Below are 16,434 nucleotides of genomic sequence, written 5' to 3' on the forward strand. Positions count from 1 at the left end.
TTTTTATTTGTGTGATTTTGTAGAGTCAAGCTGTCATAAGCTCCACGGACAAGTCATATAGTTGATTATACGATAAGAACAAGGAGAATGATGAATCATGAATCGACGTGCTGATGAAATCCGTAAACGAATTGCTGAGCGCAAGCGAAAACAATTAAATACAACGAAGCGTCTTCCTCAAGAACCTCTTCATACGTCCTTAATGAGTGAAGAAGAAAAATATGGATCGATGGATTATTCTGCGGTTGAATACACACCATCAGCAAAGGAATATCATCCGTTATTTCGAAAAGAACGCTTTTTATTTAAAATTTTAGCTTCGGCCTGCTTAGTGTTAATTGTAGGGATTATGTTCAAGAACGCTTCTCCTGCTTTTGAACAGGCCAGAGTGGTGGTTCAACAAACAATGGATAAAGAATTTCAGTTTGCGGCTGTTTCCTCTTGGTATGAAGATAAGTTTGGGAAGCCGTTAACGCTACTGCCGAATAAGGAGTCTAGCAAAACGGAGCAAAGTGTAAGCGGAGAATACGCTACTCCAGCTTCAGGGAAAGTAACGGAAACATTTGCTCAAAGTAAGCAAGGCGTGACGGTTCAAACAGGAGTGGATTCTGTTGTAGAAGCAATGAGTGAAGGTATTGTAAGGTATGTAGGAAAACGTGATGATACTGGGAATACCGTTATTATTCAACATGCCGATGGAACTGAAACTTGGTATGGACAGCTCAAAAAAATCAATGTTAGCATGTATGATTTTGTGAATAAAGGCAAAGAAGTAGGAATTGTGGAAAACAGTAAAAAAGGCGATGCTGGAACGTTCTATTTTGCTATTAAAAAAGGCGATAAGTTTGTGGATCCTAGTCAGGTGATTCAATTTGAATAGTGCTTTTTCGTTATTAATGAAAATTCACATTCATCCATTGTTTTGGGGGATTTTCGTAATTGGTATCTTAACGGCTACGGTAAAGCAGCTTTTTTTGTTATTTATTATTGTAATTATTCATGAACTGGGCCACGCCGTAGCGGCTCAGTGTTTTTCTTGGCGAATTCGTAGAATTATGCTCTTACCTTTTGGAGGAGTAGCAGAAGTAGATGAACATGGTAATCGTCCATTTCGAGAAGAGTTTATTGTGACAATAAGTGGACCTCTTCAGCATCTTTGGATGTTTGGAGCTGCTTTCTTATTAATGAAAATAAATGTGTTGTCTTTGGAAACGTATGAGCAATTTATGTTTCAATGCACAGTAATTTTACTGTTTAACCTTTTGCCCATTTGGCCATTGGACGGAGGGAAGCTGCTTTTTTTAATGTGCAGTCGTTCTTTACCATTTTTAGAAGCGCATAAGCTTGCACTCCGGTTATCAACGTTTTTTTTAGCTATCGGTATTATCTACGCCGTCATTATGCATCCTTTTCAGCTGCACTTATGGATTGTTATTTCATTTTTAATTATATCCGGATATTTGGAATGGAAGAGCAGGCAATTTGTCTACATGCGCTTTTTGTTGGAGAGGTATCATGGAAAAGAGCATCCAATTGGAGCTTTAAAAACGCTAAGTGTATCAACCAGTGAGACGCTCCATCAAGTCCTGCAAAAATTCCAAAGAGGTTGTAAGCATATGATTATTGCTACATCTCAAACAGGCGAGCATGTACAAATTGATGAAAATGAACTTTTACACGCTTACTTTGTAGAAAAAAGAACAAATAGCCCACTAGATGAACTTGTAACAGTTTACTGATTTCTAGTAACATAGAATAGAATGAAAAAAGTTCGGTTGCACTGACCGAACTTTTTCCTATGAATTTAGATTAAAGTGAGGCAATGTATGTGAAGGCATGTATCATTAACGCGGCTACTTCTTCCAAACGTATAGCCGTGATAAACGATAAAACACTAGAAAAAATATATTTAGAAGAACAAAGCGAGAATCAAATTATTGGTGATATATATTGGGGTAAAGTCGTAAAAGTCCTGCCGCATATGCAAGCAGCCTTTATCGATATTGGTTTATCAATGAACGGATTTATTCATCGAAATGAACTTGTATCCTATCAGCAGTCAGATAATCCTCACAAGGATCAGCAGCCGATGTCTGCTTTTATTCGTGAAGGAGAAAAAGTATTGGTTCAAGTTGTAAAAGAAGGCATTGGAACAAAAGGGCCGAAGCTGACGGGTATTATTGAATTTTCTTCTGATGAGCTTGTATATTTACCGCACGGAAACTATGTCGCTGTATCCAAAAAAATAGATGAGCCAAAACGCCAACAGTGGAAACAGCTTGGCGAGCGGTTAAAACAGGGGATGGAAGGCTTTTTATTTCGAACAGCGATTGAGGAAAAATCAGAAGCTGCGGTCCAACACAAAATAAAAGAGCTACAGAAGAAATATGAGCGCCTTGAACGACAGACACAGGGAATGAAAGCTCCTGCCCTAGTCAGCAAAGGACAAGATTTTCTCGAAACAAGAGTGCAAGCTGCACTTCAACAAGGAATTGACGGGATAGTAGTAGATGACTTTGACTTATATCAACATCTTCAAGCTGCCTACCCTAACTCGTCAATAGAGTACTATAAAGGAAATGAAAATATTTTCTCCTTTTATGATGTGGAACGGCAAATAGAGAAGCTTTTAAAGCGAATCGTGTGGCTCAAAAGTGGAGGTTATATCGTTATTGACGAAACGGAAGCGATGACGGTCGTAGACGTGAACACGGGGAAGTTTTCAGGAAAAGATAATATTCGAAAGACGATGCTTCAAACAAATATGGAAGCTGCGTATGAACTGTCCAAACAGATGCAATTACGTCACTTAGGCGGCATGATCTTAATTGATTTTATAAATATGTCTCATAAAGAAGATCGGACAGAAGTAGAAAGGTACATGAAAAAGCTATGTGAACAAGATGAAGTGCGGACGAATGTAGTTGGCTTTACAGAGCTCGGCATATTGCAATTAACGCGGAAGAAAGTGCGCAATAGCATTGGGTCAACATTAACTATGCCTTGTGAAGTATGTGAAGGAACCGGTAAAATGATTGATTCCAAAACGGTTGCTTTTCAAATTGAACGTGTAATTTGGGAACATCGCGGCGCGGAAGAAGAGGCTATTTGGATTGAGACGCGAAGTGATGTTATAAATGAAATGAAAGCTCAAGGGTTTCTCAAAGCTCTAGAGAAAATGGTTAAAAAAACCGTATATCTTACGCCAAGCGATGATTATACAAACGCATTTGTTTTGCGTCAATTGGGGTCGAAAGAGCAGATTCAAAAAAGGGTCTCTGCTTCTATATAAATTTTTAGAAGAAAACATGAATTCCAATTGACACTAACCTTTGATTTGTAGTAAGATTTAATATGTTGGTTTGTAGCACCCGTGCTACAACCGCTCAGAACAGGTTTTAAGTTCACTTGAACACCTGTGATGGCGAGTCTTAGTTTTTAGAGGAGGTGCAGAGAATGTACGCAATTATTGAAACTGGTGGTAAGCAAATTAAAGTAGAGGCTGGTCAAGCAATCTACGTTGAAAAACTTGCTGGTGAACAAGGCGAAACAGTTACTTTTGACAAAGTATTATTTGTAGGTGGCGACAGCGTGAAAGTTGGTGTTCCTTTCGTAGAAGGTGCAACAGTTACGGCTAAAGTTGAAAAACAAGGTCGCGCTAAAAAGATCACTGTATTTAAATACAAAGCAAAGAAAAACTATCGTCGTAAGCAAGGTCACCGTCAACCTTACACAAAAGTTGTAATCGACGCTATCAACGCGTAATTATAACAAATGATTAAGGTGACGATTTCTCGTGATGCAAATAAGAAAGTTGACGGGTTCACGATGAGTGGACATGCTGACTTTTCCGAACACGGAAAAGATCTTGTTTGTGCGGGAGCATCTGCAGTTTCATTTGGAACAATTAATGCTATCTTTTCAATAAGTGGGGTTGAACCGCACTTAGAGCAAGGTGGAGATGGTGGCTATCTCCGTTGTGAGATTCCGAAAGATGTGGATTCGTTCACATTGGAACAGATTCAATTGCTATTAGAAGGTATGGTTGTTTCACTGAAAACGATCGAATTAGATTACAGTAATTATATAAAAATTAACGACAACTAAACAGGAGGTGGATGTCATGTTAGTAAGATTAGACCTTCAATTCTTCGCTTCTAAAAAAGGAGTAGGTAGTACTAAAAACGGTCGTGATTCAATCTCGAAACGTCTTGGTGCTAAACGTGCTGATGGCCAATTCGTATCTGGTGGTTCAATTTTATACCGTCAACGCGGTACTAAAATTTACCCAGGTGCAAACGTAGGTCGTGGTGGAGATGATACTTTATTCGCTCAAATCGACGGTATCGTTAAATTTGAACGTTTCGGTCGTGACCGTAAAAAAGTATCTGTATACCCTGTTGCTCAAGAAGCATAAGATACAAAAAGAAAACTCTAACCCAAGTAGGTTAGAGTTTTCTTTTTGTAGAATATTTCACCTATTACCCATTGGAATTTGTTATAATCGAACATATCTAAGAAGATTGATACGAGATGTTTGTCAGCGTTGTGAAATACTTATGCTCGAGTCAAAGTTAGGAGTGCTAAGATGGAAAAAGAATGGGATGTCGTAGAGGTATTAAGATACGCGCGGCATGATTGGTTAAATAAGCTGCAATTAATCAAAGGCAATCTAGCGTTGAATCGGCTTGATCGAGCGAATGAAATCATTGAAGAAATTGTAAATGAATCCAAACATGAATCCAAGTTAACAAACATCAATATGCGACTGTTTGCGGGCTTTGTTATGACCTATCATTGGAATAACCATGCTGTTCGCTTAGATGTGGAAGTGCTTGGAGAATTGAAGGATTTATCACAATACGATGAGTTCGTATACAACTGGTGTTGCTATTTGACAGAAGCACTCGAAAAGTATGTTGATTATCGTGCAGAAAACTATTTGAGTATTTCAGTATGCATTGAAGAACAGGGAATTCGTTTCTTTTTTGACTTTAGTGGAATACTAACAGATATACAGAAGCTACAAAACAAGCTACAATGTTATGAGTGCGCTCAAGGAGTTGCATTGGTTGAACAGCATATGTCTGAAGATGAATTTAGCCTTATGCTCACAATAAGTTAAAAGCGCTTTTGCTATGGCAAGAGCTAAGATATAGAACGGAGTGAAAAAGAAATGTTTGTAGATCAGGTCAAGGTATATGTAAAAGGTGGCGACGGAGGAAATGGAATGGTTGCCTTCCGTCGCGAAAAGTACGTACCAAAAGGAGGTCCTGCAGGTGGTGACGGTGGTCACGGTGCAGATGTCATTTTTGAAGTAGAAGAAGGATTACGTACGCTGATGGATTTCCGTTATAAGCGTCACTTTAAAGCAAGCCGTGGTGAACATGGAATGTCAAAAGGACAGCACGGACGTAACGCTGAGCCGATGATTGTAAAAGTTCCACCAGGTACCGTTGTGTTGGATGAAGATACGAACGAAACGATTGCTGATTTAGTTGAGCACGGCCAGCGTGCAGTGATTGCTAAAGGTGGACGCGGAGGGCGTGGGAATACGCGTTTTGCTACACCTGCAAATCCAGCACCGGAGCTTTCAGAAAATGGAGAGCCAGGTAAAGAGAGAAATGTCATTCTTGAATTAAAAGTATTAGCCGATGTAGGATTAGTTGGTTTCCCAAGTGTTGGAAAGTCAACGTTATTATCCGTAACGTCTGCTGCAAAGCCAAAAATTGCTGAATATCATTTTACAACAATTAATCCGAATTTGGGAGTAGTTGAGACAGAAGATAATCGCAGTTTTGTGATGGCAGATTTACCAGGGCTAATCGAAGGTGCACATGAAGGTGTAGGATTAGGTCATCAGTTTTTACGTCACATTGAACGTACCCGCGTGATTGTCCATGTAATCGATATGTCAGGTTTAGAAGGCCGTGATCCATATGAAGATTACTTAACTATTAATGAAGAGCTGCGTCAGTATAATATGCGTTTAACGGAACGTCCGCAAGTAGTGGTAGCAAATAAAATGGATATCCCGCAAGCCGAAGAGAATTTAGCTGCATTCAAAGAAAAAGTAGGGGACGAAGTGAAAATATTTCCAATTTCTGCGGCAACGCGTGATGGAATCCGCGAACTGTTATTTACAGTAGCTGATCTTGTAGAAACGACGCCGGAATTCCCAATGCAAGAAGAGGAAGATCTATCTATGCACCGCGTACTGTACAAGCATGAAAAGAAAGAAGTGGAATTTGTTATTACGCGTGATAGCGATGGCTCATACGTATTAAGCGGTGAAAAAATCGAAAAATTATTCAAGATGACTGACTTCTCACGTGAAGAATCAGTTCGTCGATTCGCGCGCCAGCTTCGAGGCATGGGCGTCGATGAAGCCCTTCGTGAACGAGGAGCAAAAGATGGCGACATTGTAAAGCTGTTTGAATATGAATTTGAATTTATCGACTAATTGTTGTTCATAGGATAAGGGGAGGGGCTTTACTTGCATAAGAGCGATAAGCAGTTTTATTTAGTTCGCGAAGATGTATTACCGGAAGCGATGAAAAAAACATTGGATGCGAAGCTGTTAATTGAACGGGGAAAAGCTGAGTCGGTAGCAGATGCTGTACAAGCCGTAGACTTGAGTCGCAGTGCTTTTTATAAGTACCGCGACACGGTCTTTCCGTTTCAGACGGTTGTCAAACAGCGCATTATTTCACTATTTTTTCATATTGAAGATCGATCAGGAACTTTATCACATTTATTGAGCACCGTTGCATCATCAGGATGCAATGTGTTAACAATTCACCAAACCATCCCTTTACAAGGGCGTGCCAACGTAACTCTTTCATTAGATACAGCAAGTATGAGTGTTGAGTTAAATGAAATGCTGCGAAGACTGAAAAGCTTAGAGTTTGTAGATAAAGTGGACGTGCTTGGTTCAGGGGCATAATGGTAAACAGATATAGATAAGGAGAGGCATGATTGTGGGGAAAGTAGGATATTTAGGACCAAAGGCAACATTTACACATGTGGCCGTCCAAGGCGTATTTAAACAGCACGACCATATTCCATACAAAACAATTCCAGCATGCATTGATGCAGTGGATAAAGGAGAAATTGAGTATGGAATTGTACCGTTAGAAAATGCACTTGAAGGATCTGTAAATTTAACACTTGATTATCTCATTCACGAACGTCGTCTGCCGATTGTTGGAGAAATTGTGCTTCCAATTCGTCAGCATTTAATGGTTCATCCATCTCATGCAGAACAGTGGAAAAACATTGAAACGATTTATTCTCATCCTCATGCAATTGCGCAGTGTCATAAATTTTTACACGGAGAATGTACGTCAACTGCAGTAGAAGAGATGACATCAACGGCGTTTGCTGCTAAATATGTAAGCGAACACCCTGAGCTTAATATTGGAGCTATTGCGAATGGATTAGCAGCCCGTGAATATGGATTACATATTGCTTGCCCGAACATTCATGATTATGATCATAATACAACAAGATTTGTTATTTTGCATAAAGATGGAGGGCAAGAGGTGCCATTTTTAGCTGGAAACGGGTGCAAGACAACGTTAATGATTACACTTCCATCTGATCAGGCAGGAGCGCTTCATCAAGTGCTTTCAGCTTTCTCTTGGCGTAAGCTAAATCTGTCTAAAATTGAATCCCGTCCCATGAAAACAGGGCTTGGAAACTATTTCTTTATCGTTGATATTGAACAAAAAATGGATGAAGTATTAATTCCTGGGGCTATGGCTGAACTTGAGGCACTAGGCTGTAGCGTAGAGCTGTTAGGAAGCTATCCTCATACACTACTTGAAACAGAAATCCCGCTTTAAAGCGGGATTTTTTTTGTTATAACACCTTTTTACTCATTCGAAACTAAATAACCTTCCGCTTCAAGAGCTAAGCAGGCAGCATTCAGTTTTTCAATTGTATCTGCTTCAATCGTATGAAGGTGAATCCCATCTGTTAGCTGAGATAAATAAGTTGCGTTTGTTTCTTGAATTTTTTCTATAAACGTTTCTACTTCTTTTCGGGTTTGAATCATAACGGAAGCCGTTAATTCACCATACACAGGGTGTTCAACTGTTACATCTTTTACGAGAACGCCGTGGTCAACAAGCAGGAGAAGCTCCTTTTCAGCATCTTCTGGCGTATGCTGACAAGCAATAATTCGCTGATGTACGGTAGTTTGAGATGGATTTTGAATGTAAATATATCCTTGGCTCGTTGCGATAATGGGCTCATTTTTAGCTTTAAGCAGCGAAATATCTTGTACAATGATTTGGCGGCTAACGTTCGTTCGTTTCGAAAGCTCACTGCCTGTCATTGGTTTATTCTCTGTTTGTAACCATTGTAGAATAAGTTCTCTTCTTTCTTCTCCAAGAATTTTCTTTTGAGTTCCTGGCACCTTTAATCCCTCCTTTTACACTGTCATAAATTCTTGCTGTAATAAATGAAAAACGGATATGAGTCGATCAATATGCTTAAACGTTGAATGTTGACTAAATGAAAGACGTACAAAGTTCTTAGCATTCGCAGTCGATTTGCCAATCGCAAGTAAAGAAGCTAATGGTTCCTGCTGATTTACATGGCAGGCACTTCCCGTAGATATAGCAATTCCGTGACGATTACATTGTAACATAACATATTGACCCTGTATGTTTGAAAATGTCAGTCCAATAATTCCAGGAAAATGAGAGTTCCCAAGGCCTTCTACCTCTATAAAAGGAGCAAGAGATTCTAGTTTTTCCAGTAAGTACGATTTTAAGCGCTCATAATGGCTTCTGGCGGTCTTCATTTCTGCATATGCGCATTCAGCTGCTGCAGTAAAGGCAGCAATGCCTGTGGTATTTACAGTCCCAGGGCGAAAGCCTTTTTCATGAGTTGCTTTATGATAAATAGGCTTCCAAGAAGAACTTGAATTCATGTATACCATTCCTACACCTTTTGGTCCGTAAATTTTATGACTAGAAACTGAGATGCTATCAGCTTTCAGCTTTTTAACATCAATAGGAAGCTTACCGAAAGATTGAACACAATCACAGTGAAAGAGAATTTCTTTTTTAGATAAAAAATGGCCAATATCCTCAACTGGCTGAATTGTACCGAGCTCATGATTGATATGCTGAATGGCTACTAGCACAGTGTCAGGTCGAATCGTCTTCTTTAAGTCGTCTACAGACACAACGCCGTTTTGATCTACAGGTACGTAAGATAAGGAAAAGCCTTCTTTTTCAAGCTGCTGCAACGTATGAAGAACTGAAGAATGTTCAAGCTTCGTTGTAACCAAATGTTTTCGTTTGCTAGTGTTTCCTTTTAAAAGAGAGTGAATAGCTAAGTAATTAGCTTCTGTTCCCCCGCTTGTAAAAAAAAGATCATCCTCTCGACAATTTACTAACAGACTTAATTTTTTTCTGCATAGTGTAAGCAGATTCTCTGCTTGTGTTCCAAGTGTGTGAAGACTGCTGGAATTTCCATAATAGCTCGTTGCCGCTTCAGTATATACCTCAATTGCTTCTTGTCTCATTGGCGTTGTTGCTGCATAGTCCAGATAAATCATTTTCTCCCCCCGATAAAAAAACTTCTTGTCTTTCATTTAATAATATGTAAATATAGGTGTCAAGACACATGTAAATAAAGAGGTGTAAAATGTTAGAGACGGATGTTTTAATTATTGGAAGCGGATTAGCAGCGTTTTCTGCAGCTTATGAACTGTGTCGTCATAACAGAGTTGTAATGGTAACGAAAGGGAAAATTGACCGCAATAACTCAGTTCTTGCTCAAGGCGGAGTAGCAGCTGCTATTGGAAGCAGCGATCACTGGAGTGAACATCTCTATGATACGTTGATTGCGGGCAATAAGCATTGCAATGAACAAGCGGTACGCACTTTAGTGGAAGAAGGTGCGGCTGTAGTAAATGAATTGATTCATAAAGGAATGAAGTTTGATAAAAATCCAGATGGTACGCTGCATTTTGGAAAAGAAGGAGCCCATCGTGTCAATCGTATTCTGCATGCAGGTGGGGATGCAACAGGACAAGCGCTGTTCGCTTTTTTGAAAAAAGAAGTACTGCCATATATTACAGTGATTGAAAACGAAATGATTCAGCATTTAGTAACTGTAGATGGAACGTGTAGAGGTGCTATCGGACAAGGTGAAAACAACAAAATTACTATATATTATGCTCGCCAAACCATTATTGCTACCGGAGGAATCGGCGCTTTGTACAAGCATACATCTAACCAGCCGCTTGCGACAGGAGATGGGCTAGCGCTTGCGTACAGGGCTGGAGCAAAATTAGCGGACTTAGAATTTGTTCAGTTTCATCCGACCCTTTTGTATCAAAAGGAAGCGAAAGGTCTAGTATCCGAAGCGGTTCGAGGTGAAGGTGGTGTACTGGTAAATGAATGGAATGAACGCATAATGGAAGGCGTTCATCTCTTTAAGGATTTAGCACCGCGAGATGTTGTAGCAAGGACGATTTTTAATGAAATGAAAAAAGGAAGATCCGTATTTTTAGACATTGAAAAAGTGGCTCATTTTGAACAAAAATTTCCTACGATTACGGCACTGTGTCGAAAGTATAAAATTCAATTGGACAAAAAACGAATACCTGTTACTCCGGGCGCACATTTTTTAATGGGTGGAATTGAAGTAGATGCTTACGGACAAACAAGTGTTGAAGGATTGTATGCCGTGGGGGAAGTTTCTTCTACAGGGGTTCATGGAGCAAATCGTTTAGCAAGCAATTCATTGTTAGAGTGTCTTGTATTCGGAAAACGGGCAGGGCGTCATATTTTACATAAAGCGAGAACGGTATCTCGTTATACTCCCGTTCGTTACGTCTATAAAGGCATGCCTAAAATACTGCCTGCCACAAGACAAATTCAGCATAAAATGATGGACTGTGTAGGAATCATTCGTCATGAAAACGAATTGGCTACCATTGTGCATGAATTCACAAATTATTTGGATGGAATACCTCTTGATCAAGAAGTTATATATTCGAGGGAAGCTGCAACCATCTGCAATATGCTAACTGCAGGTCTGCTTATTGCCGAGTCCTCTCTTGCAAGAAAAGAAAGTAGAGGAGGTCATTACCGAAGTGACTTTCCACATGAAAAGCAAGAGTGGGAGCATAAGCGAATTATTAAGCAGTCTGCTGCTTCAACAAAACAATCATTGATTTTATAAGCAAGGAAATCTAAAAAGAAAGGTGAGGTAGCACAATGAACACGTTGAAATTACAAACGCTGTTGCAGTCTTTTTTTATAGAAGACATTGGAGATGGAGATCTAACTTGTGAAGCTATTTTTTCTCCGTCTGACCAAGGGAAGGCTGTGTTTACGGCAAAGCAATCAGGTATTATTGCAGGAGTAGAATTGATTAAAGAAGGATTTCATTTAATAGACCCTAATGTGAAAGTGGATTTCGAAAAAAAAGATGGAGATGTTCTTAAGCCTGGAGATAAAATAGCTGCCGTTTCAGGATCCGTGCGATCTATTTTGACCGGTGAACGGGTAATTTTAAACTTACTTCAAAGAATGAGCGGAATTGCCACGATGACGCACAAAGCCGTAGCGATGCTTGGCAGCTCACATACCCGCATATGTGACACGCGAAAAACAACCCCTGGTCTGCGAATGTTAGAGAAGTATGCCGTTCGTGCTGGAGGAGGTTATAATCATCGTTTTGGCTTGTACGATGGCGTCATGTTAAAAGATAACCATATTGCACATGCAGGATCTATTCTAGACGCTGTTGTGAGAGTAAGAGAGCAGCTTGGACATATGGTTAAGGTGGAAGTAGAAATTGAAAATAAAAGTCAATTGCTAGAAGCAATAGAGGCAGGAGCAGATGTCATTATGTTCGATAACTGTTCTCCAGAAGTCATTAAAGATTGGCTACCGCTGGTTCCCGCTCATATTGTCACAGAAGCATCCGGTGGAATTACGCTTGGCACGCTCCATTCTTATAGAGACAGCGGAGTGGACTATATTTCACTTGGAGCTTTAACGCATTCAGCAGGGTCTATCGATATCAGCTTGGACTTATTAACAGAAAGGGGAACAGAAAATGATGAGTTTATTACAAACGCTTCAGCAGCAAACGCTGCCCGCTAAATATACGGAGCTCACAGAAAATGAAATGAAAAGAAGAGTATTAGAAATCAAGAAAAAACTGGGAAGCAAATTGTTTCTGCTCGGCCACCATTATCAAAAAGACGAAGTGTACGAGTTTGCAGATGCGGTAGGAGACTCCTTACAGCTGGCTCAAATAGCGGCTGAAAATAGAGAAGCTGAGCATATTGTGTTTTGCGGCGTTCACTTCATGGCAGAAACAGCTGATATTTTAACAGATGAAAACCAAAAAGTCATTTTACCCGATATGCGAGCTGGCTGTTCAATGGCTGATATGGCTACTATTCAGCAAACAGAAAAGGCATGGCCTGTCTTGCAGGATCTTTTCGGAGATACGATTATTCCGCTTACGTATGTAAATTCTACAGCTGCAATTAAATCTTTTGTAGGCGAACATGATGGTGCAACAGTAACATCTTCAAATGCAAAAAATATGGTGGAGTGGGCATTTTCTAAAAAAGAGCGCATTCTCTTTTTACCAGATCAGCATTTGGGCAGAAACACAGCTTATGATTTAGGTGTTGGACTAGATGAAATGGCCATTTGGAATCCTATTGAAGAAATACTTGAATATGAAGGCGATATAAACAACATCAAGGTGATTCTATGGAAAGGTCACTGTTCTGTGCACGAAAATTTCACGGTTAAAAATATTGATTATTTACGCGAGAAGCAGCCTAGGATGAATATTATTGTTCATCCAGAGTGTTCCCATGAAGTGGTGCAAAAATCAGATTATGCAGGTTCTACAAAATATATTATTGATACAATTGAACAAGCTCCTTCAGGCTCTAAATGGGCCATTGGCACGGAAATGAACTTAGTGAAACGGATTATCAACAGTCATCCGGATAAAGAAATTGTTTCACTTAATCCCTATATGTGTCCTTGTTTGACGATGAACCGAATTGATTTGCCTCACTTGCTGTGGGCTTTAGAAAGCATCGAAGAAGGAAAAGAAGTAAATCAAATCAAGGTGGATAAACATACAGCAGAAGGTGCTATCAAAGCCCTAACGAATATGTTAGAACGAGCATAAAGATTTTTAAGACAATTAAACAAAGAAGGTCTAAAAGAAGACTTATTGACATATTGTTTGTGTTGATAAGTCTTTTTTTCTTTATCATAAAAACTTGAACCAAACTGTGGGCAAAATGAATAAAAAAATGGTTCAAGGCATATCTTGTGATGAACAAACAGAACTTACTTTGATTTTGCACATATAGATGGCAGAGACTCTACTCGGGAGGGGAATGACGTTGAAAATCCATATCGTTCAAAAAGGGGATACCCTTTGGAAAATCGCTGAAAAGTATGGGGTTAATTTTGAAGAGTTAAAAAAAGCGAATTCTCAATTAAGCAATCCAGATATGATCATGCCTGGAATGAAAATTAAAGTGCCGACAAGCGGAGTGCCTGTTCAAAAAGAAGGAGCTCCTTCACCTGGGATAAAAGAAATGCCTAAAGTTCAACACCCTTATAGTGACCAATCCACAAAAGCTTATCCAGTAACGGAAATTGATGAAAGTCCAGATGAGAAAAAGTCAGCTAATCAGCCTGCTCAGACACCGTTTATGCAACCGATAAAAGAAGCACCAATTGCCCAGCCTAAAAAAGAAGCACCGATTGCTCAGCCGAAAAAGGAAGCGCCGATTGCGCAGCCAAAGAAAGAAGCGCCGGTCGCCCAGCCTAAAAAAGAAGCACCAATTGTTCAGCCTAAAAAAGAAATGCCAGTTGCGCCAAAGCTTCCTAAATTAAAGCCAATTGCACCTGAGATTGATATTAACAATTATTACACAGTTAATATGGCGATGCAGGCTCCAAAAAAAGAAGCACCAAAAGAACTACCCAAGCATGAATCGCCAGAAAGTCCTGAGATGGAGAGTATAGAAATGCCTCCTCAAATGCCATGTTACCCAATCATGCCAATATCGCCTGTGATGCCAGGCTGCGGATTTAATTATATGCCGTGTCATCCGCCAATGTATGCACCGCAGCCATATCCAATGCCAATGTATCAACAGGCTCCAATGTATCATCACGGTTATGAAAACGAATCATTTGAAGAACATGCAATGGGCGCTCACATGGCACCGATGCCAATGTATCCAATGATGCCACACAGCTGCTATGGACCGGTACAATGTTCTCCTTGTCCGCCTCCATGGGGATATCAGCAGCCCGTTTATCCGGCCTATCATCAAGCACCGATGTATCCACAAGTGCAAGGAGCTATGACAGGTGGCCATTATGAAAGTTCTTCCGAAGGTTTTGGAAACGCGCCTTACCATTATGGGCAGCACTATGCGCCACAGCAGCAAGGAGACTGCGGCTGCGGTGAACCACGACCTGACGACTATGCACCACAGCAGCCTTATCCACAGTACCAGCAGCAGGTACCTTATGGCTTTCAGGACCCAAGGGCACCCTATCCAGCCCCATATGGCATGATTGGTGTACCTCCGTATCCTGCGTTTGACCCAAATGCATTTAGTATTCCAGAATATGATGAGTACGACGAAGATGAGGATTGATTATTATACACGAGACGATTTTAATTTAAATCGTCTCTTTCTCTATTTGAAAAAAAGAGATATTCAAGTTGAGGCCTACCGTATGAAAAAGCCTCATGTCATCATAGCGGATACGAATAAAGGAAAAAAAGTAATAAAAGCTTACAGAGATAAAGGTAAAATTGAACATGTTTATCATTTTTTATCTCAGATTCAACAAGGGTACGCTGTTAATTTCGAAGCTTACCCACAAGGTGGACTTTATATAAAGGACCGTCATTTGTATTGGGCGATGATGCCCTTTGTTAAGCAAGTAAAAGAGGTAACGTATGAAAGTTTTCAGGATCGAGAAGAAGTATTACAAGCATTGAGCCGCTATCATGGAGAAGTTCATAAAAAGAAAATAGCCGCGTATACAAGGCTTTCTGAGTATGATCTTATTTTAAAATGGAAAAAGCGGCTTTCTTCTTTTCGAGAAGCATCACACATATTTAGAGAATTTAATCAATTTCATGTATATAAAGATATTGTGACTTGGGGAGAAAAAGCTTTAGTCTTAATGGAGCGCTTCAAAGATAGAGGGTTGAACTATTCCATTATTCATGGTGATGTTGCTTCACATAATTTCTTGAAAACAAACCACTTGGGTATTGTTATGATTGATTTTGACTTAGCGGCTAAAGCTCCTGCTCTTTATGACTATGTTCAGCTGGCCCAGCGCTTTTTGCCTTACGTCCAGTGGTCGATGAAAGAACTACTTCAACACTCGAAAATAAAAGAATTAAGCAAGCAGCGTTTTTTTCTTGCTTCTTTGCTATTTCCATCGATGCTGATGAGAAACTGGAATATAAACCCCTCTGCTTTATCATGGGCAAACCGTCAAAGGTTAATGCAGCAATCAGTTGAAGAATGGTCACAGCGTACACGGTTTTATCGAGTGATTTACCAGCACTTACAAAACCTACATGACATGTAAAGAGTTTATAAACACTTCATCGAATAAGAAACGGCTTGTCTTTTAATCCTAATAGTAAGCTCAGAGTAAATAGAGCTTAAATTAGGGGGCGATTATGTTGAATAGGTATGTAGCAACTTCTTTAGCTTTTGCATGTATGATGGGACTTGGCGCTTGCAATAACAAAGACCAAGGTATGGAACAACGCTATACAGATACGACACAGCCTGTTGGGTATCATACAAATGAAAAAGCGAATGAACATCGCGTAGATAATCCGAAAGGTCCAATGACTGAAGTTTTAGATGGGAATGGAACACCTAATTATCCGTTAAACGTAAGTGATGGACGTTTTGACAATCCGACAAACCCTTATGGAAACATCAATAATACAAATGATCGTACAAATGGCGTGGCTAATATGTATTACGGTGAAGATTATCCAAGAGACTTTACGGAAAAAGTGGCTGATCGAGCTGCAAGCGTTAAAGGTGTAGAAAATAGTCGCGCCGTTGTCCGTGGAGATCAGCTATTAGTTGCTGTGGATCCTGCCAAAGACATAAATAACGGCCGTTTAAGACAAAATGTGCTCGATAAAGTAAAGCCTATTGCGAAGGACTACAATGTTCAAGTAAAAGTAGATCACGATGTATTTATGAATGCTCGTTCTCTTGATGACGATATTCGAAATGGAAAAGACCGAAATACGATTCAAACTAATTTCAATGGTCTATTTGAATCAGTCGATGAGAATGTCAATCATAAACATCGTTAAATGAAGAAGCAGCTGTCTGTGAAGGGCGGCTGTTTT

General features: G+C 39.8%; 18 protein-coding genes and 1 other annotated feature. Of the genes, 16 read left to right on the forward strand and 2 right to left on the reverse strand.

Annotated features, from left to right (window positions below; genetic code table 11):
• Nucleotides 1-97: 97 nt before the first annotated feature.
• The 10 genes from ACNHOZ_RS01290 to pheA all read left to right on the forward strand — a co-directional run bounded on the left by ACNHOZ_RS01290 (nt 98) and on the right by pheA (nt 7,847).
• Nucleotides 98-880: a M23 family metallopeptidase gene (locus ACNHOZ_RS01290; RefSeq protein ID WP_028411716.1), complete on the forward strand. Its 783-nt coding sequence runs from the start codon at nt 98-100 to the stop codon at nt 878-880.
• Nucleotides 873-1,739 (forward strand): M50 family metallopeptidase, encoded by an 867-nt coding sequence (locus tag ACNHOZ_RS01295; protein WP_033579652.1) that lies wholly within the window; start codon nt 873-875, stop codon nt 1,737-1,739. Before ACNHOZ_RS01290 ends, ACNHOZ_RS01295 begins: the two co-directional genes overlap by 8 nt.
• Nucleotides 1,740-1,822: 83 nt before the next feature.
• Nucleotides 1,823-3,292, forward strand: coding sequence for an Rne/Rng family ribonuclease (locus ACNHOZ_RS01300; protein ID WP_048019719.1), 1,470 nt, complete (start codon nt 1,823-1,825; stop codon nt 3,290-3,292).
• Nucleotides 3,293-3,370: 78 nt separating this feature from the next.
• Nucleotides 3,371-3,442 (forward strand) — a sequence feature (ribosomal protein L21 leader region).
• A 14-nt stretch (nt 3,443-3,456) separates the two neighbouring features.
• On the forward strand, nt 3,457-3,765 hold the full coding sequence (gene rplU / locus ACNHOZ_RS01305; protein ID WP_013059337.1) for a 50S ribosomal protein L21: 309 nt from the start codon (nt 3,457-3,459) through the stop codon (nt 3,763-3,765).
• A 9-nt stretch (nt 3,766-3,774) separates the two neighbouring features.
• Nucleotides 3,775-4,107, forward strand: a complete 333-nt coding sequence (locus ACNHOZ_RS01310) for a ribosomal-processing cysteine protease Prp (protein WP_013059336.1) — start codon at nt 3,775-3,777, stop codon at nt 4,105-4,107.
• 16 nt (nt 4,108-4,123) lie between these two features.
• Complete coding sequence (gene rpmA / locus ACNHOZ_RS01315; protein WP_013059335.1) at nt 4,124-4,417, forward strand: 50S ribosomal protein L27; 294 nt, start codon at nt 4,124-4,126, stop codon at nt 4,415-4,417.
• 171 nt (nt 4,418-4,588) lie between these two features.
• Nucleotides 4,589-5,125, forward strand: a complete 537-nt coding sequence (locus tag ACNHOZ_RS01320; protein ID WP_048019720.1) for a Spo0B C-terminal domain-containing protein — start codon at nt 4,589-4,591, stop codon at nt 5,123-5,125.
• 51 nt (nt 5,126-5,176) lie between these two features.
• Nucleotides 5,177-6,463 carry a GTPase ObgE gene (obgE, locus tag ACNHOZ_RS01325; protein WP_028411712.1) on the forward strand — a complete coding sequence of 429 codons (1,287 nt, stop codon included), beginning with the start codon at nt 5,177-5,179 and terminating at the stop codon, nt 6,461-6,463.
• A 33-nt stretch (nt 6,464-6,496) separates the two neighbouring features.
• Nucleotides 6,497-6,946 (forward strand): ACT domain-containing protein, encoded by a 450-nt coding sequence (locus tag ACNHOZ_RS01330; RefSeq protein WP_028411711.1) that lies wholly within the window; start codon nt 6,497-6,499, stop codon nt 6,944-6,946.
• A gap of 28 nt (nt 6,947-6,974) precedes the next feature.
• A complete protein-coding gene (gene pheA, locus ACNHOZ_RS01335; RefSeq protein WP_028411710.1) occupies nt 6,975-7,847 on the forward strand; it encodes a prephenate dehydratase in 873 nt (290 codons plus the stop codon).
• A 29-nt stretch (nt 7,848-7,876) separates the two neighbouring features.
• On the opposite strand, the gene ACNHOZ_RS01340 is transcribed toward pheA, so the two are convergent.
• Together ACNHOZ_RS01340 and ACNHOZ_RS01345 are read right to left on the reverse strand one after the other, a co-directional pair.
• The gene (locus ACNHOZ_RS01340) at nt 7,877-8,422 is read right to left on the reverse strand and encodes a transcription repressor NadR (protein WP_048019721.1); all 546 of its coding nucleotides are present in this window, start codon (nt 8,420-8,422) and stop codon (nt 7,877-7,879) included.
• 15 nt (nt 8,423-8,437) lie between these two features.
• Nucleotides 8,438-9,574: an IscS subfamily cysteine desulfurase gene (locus ACNHOZ_RS01345; RefSeq protein ID WP_028411708.1), complete on the reverse strand. Its 1,137-nt coding sequence runs from the start codon at nt 9,572-9,574 to the stop codon at nt 8,438-8,440.
• A gap of 89 nt (nt 9,575-9,663) precedes the next feature.
• On the opposite strand from ACNHOZ_RS01345, the gene nadB reads away from it, so the two are divergent.
• The 6 genes from nadB to ACNHOZ_RS01375 all read left to right on the forward strand — a co-directional run bounded on the left by nadB (nt 9,664) and on the right by ACNHOZ_RS01375 (nt 16,398).
• Nucleotides 9,664-11,208, forward strand: coding sequence for an L-aspartate oxidase (gene nadB / locus ACNHOZ_RS01350; RefSeq protein ID WP_028411707.1), 1,545 nt, complete (start codon nt 9,664-9,666; stop codon nt 11,206-11,208).
• A gap of 35 nt (nt 11,209-11,243) precedes the next feature.
• Complete coding sequence (nadC, locus tag ACNHOZ_RS01355) at nt 11,244-12,137, forward strand: carboxylating nicotinate-nucleotide diphosphorylase (protein ID WP_255905704.1); 894 nt, start codon at nt 11,244-11,246, stop codon at nt 12,135-12,137.
• A complete protein-coding gene (gene nadA, locus ACNHOZ_RS01360) occupies nt 12,094-13,194 on the forward strand; it encodes a quinolinate synthase NadA (RefSeq protein ID WP_048019978.1) in 1,101 nt (366 codons plus the stop codon). The genes nadC and nadA overlap by 44 nt, the downstream gene beginning before the upstream one ends.
• Nucleotides 13,195-13,408: 214 nt before the next feature.
• A complete protein-coding gene (gene safA / locus ACNHOZ_RS01365; protein ID WP_033579657.1) occupies nt 13,409-14,689 on the forward strand; it encodes a SafA/ExsA family spore coat assembly protein in 1,281 nt (426 codons plus the stop codon).
• 82 nt (nt 14,690-14,771) lie between these two features.
• Nucleotides 14,772-15,644: a phosphotransferase gene (locus ACNHOZ_RS01370; protein WP_048019979.1), complete on the forward strand. Its 873-nt coding sequence runs from the start codon at nt 14,772-14,774 to the stop codon at nt 15,642-15,644.
• A gap of 94 nt (nt 15,645-15,738) precedes the next feature.
• The gene (locus ACNHOZ_RS01375; RefSeq protein WP_033579658.1) at nt 15,739-16,398 is read left to right on the forward strand and encodes a YhcN/YlaJ family sporulation lipoprotein; all 660 of its coding nucleotides are present in this window, start codon (nt 15,739-15,741) and stop codon (nt 16,396-16,398) included.
• The last annotated feature ends 36 nt before the right edge of the window (nt 16,399-16,434 follow it).

It is taken from the genome of Priestia sp. D51 (assembly GCF_053345675.1).